The sequence below is a fragment of the Achromobacter sp. Marseille-Q0513 genome (genome assembly GCF_018195695.1).
GTDB lineage: Bacteria > Pseudomonadota > Gammaproteobacteria > Burkholderiales > Burkholderiaceae_B > Achromobacter.
Genome location: NZ_JAGTJY010000348.1, coordinates 1 through 1873, shown reverse-complemented (window position 1 = coordinate 1873; position 1873 = coordinate 1). Strand labels below are relative to the sequence as shown.

General features: G+C 63.3%; 2 protein-coding genes. Both read left to right on the top strand.

What is annotated here, in order from left to right; genetic code table 11:
• Positions 1-317, top strand: a 317-nt coding sequence (locus tag KDH83_RS30520) for a hypothetical protein (RefSeq protein ID WP_212322742.1), incomplete at its 5' end; no start/stop codon positions are given.
• Positions 318-319: 2 nt separating this feature from the next.
• Positions 320-1711 (top strand): DNA cytosine methyltransferase, encoded by a 1392-nt coding sequence (locus KDH83_RS30515; protein WP_212322740.1) that lies wholly within the window; start codon positions 320-322, stop codon positions 1709-1711.
• The last annotated feature ends 162 nt before the right edge of the window (positions 1712-1873 follow it).

Sequence of the window (1873 nt, the reverse complement as noted above, 5' to 3'; positions counted from 1 at the left end):
GTGCAGATCGAGGAAGTCATCCGCATCCCGTTGAATGCCGCCCAGCAGGGCGAAGGGAGCGCAGCATGAGCGCGTGCCAATGCAGGGAGAGAATCGACGCGCTGCTAGCCGAGCGCAACACCCGAGTCATGCAGGTCTTCACGCTTGGCGATAACGGCGTCGGCATGCCCTGGCCCGTGGCAACTGAACAGGTTGAAAAGGGACGCGGCAAGAAGAAGGCTTCGCTCCTGTTCGCCAGCTACTGCCCGTTCTGCGGCACACCGCTCAAGCCGGAATCGAGTGCCGCCCAGCAGGCAGAACAGGGCGCGGGGAGGTGAGCATGCGGTTTCTCAGCGTATGCAGCGGCATCGAGGCGGCAAGCGTCGCGTGGAACCCGCTCGGCTGGAAGGCCGTGGCATTCAGCGAAATCGAGCCGTTCCCGTCCGCCGTTCTCGCGCACCACTACCCCGATACGCCCAACTGGGGCGACATGACCAAATACAAGGAATGGCCCAATGTCCCAATTGACCTTCTCTGCGGTGGAACCCCCTGCCAGTCTTTCAGCGTCGCAGGACTTCGAAAAGGACTGGATGACCCGCGTGGCGACCTCATGCTTACCTTTGGTGCCATTGCTGCAAAGTACCGCCCCAAGTGGCTGGTATGGGAGAACGTCCCCGGTGTCTTGTCGAGCAACAAGGGGCGGGATTTTGGCACCTTCCTCGGAATGCTGGGCGAACTCGGGTATGGGTTCGCCTACCGAGTTCTTGACGCTCAGTTCTTTGGAGTACCCCAGCGACGCCGCCGTGTGTTCGTTGTCGGATGTCTTGGAAACTGGCGAGCTGCCGCAGCGGTTCTTTTTGAGCGCCACGGCTTGTCGGGGAATCCTGCGCCGAGCCGAAAAGCGAGGCAAAACACTGCCCCGACCCTTAGCGCACGCACTGAAAGCGGTGGCGGACTTGGAACCGACTTCGACTGCGACGGCGGCCTGATTGCTGGAACACTACAGGCCAGCGGCCGAGCCGCGGGCAGCGCGACGCAGCAGGATGCACACGCTGGCATGCTGGTGGCTCGCTGTCTCACTCGCGGTTCTGGCGGTGGCCATCGGTATGACGCGGAATCGGAAACGCTGGTAACCCATAGTCTGCGTGGCGAAGCATTCGATGCCAGCGAAGACGGCACGGGCCGGGGAACCCCTCTGGTTGCATTGCCGTTCGACACCACGCAAATCACCAGCCCCGAAAATGGCAGCAGCCCTCAAGCCGGCGATCCTTGCGATCCTCTGGCTGCCCGAGCGCACCCGCCCGCCATCGCCTTCGACAGCCGACAGGATCCCGTGGCAAGCGAGCATTTGTTTGGCGCGCTCGGCAGCTCCAGCCCACAAGCCCAGGCCGTCACCACGCTTGCCATACGCGGCCGTGGCGATTCTCACCAGCTCGAAACCAGGTCCGACGGGACTGCCAACGCACTTCTGACGCCCAACGGCGGCCGTGCTGGCATCGGAGTCGGAGCGATCCACTACGGCATGCAGGTCCGCCGTCTAACGCCCGAAGAATGCGAGGCCCTGCAAGCGTACCCGCGCAACTACACGCGCATCGCTTGGCGTGGCAAACCACCAGAAGACTGCCCAGACGGCCCGCGCTACAAGGCGCTGGGCAATAGCTGGTGCACCACAAACGCCCGCTGGATCGGCGAACGCATCGATCGAGTGAATTCCATCTTGGAGGCAGCATGACCAACCTGAACAACGCCACCCACGAACTGCGCACCAGCACCGGCGGCCGGGCCTACGTGGCCGAGTATTTCGCAACGGTGCTGCGCCGCCACGACTTCGCGCGCTACATCGAATCCACGCTCGCCGCTGACTTCGCGTGCGCCCTTGCAGAGCATCTGTCCA

What these genes read in the sequence shown, in the direction of transcription:
- KDH83_RS30515 (WP_212322740.1), top strand. Translation starts at nt 320, where the DNA reads ATGCGGTTTCTCAGCGTATGCAGCGGCATCGAGGCGGCAAGCGTCGCG.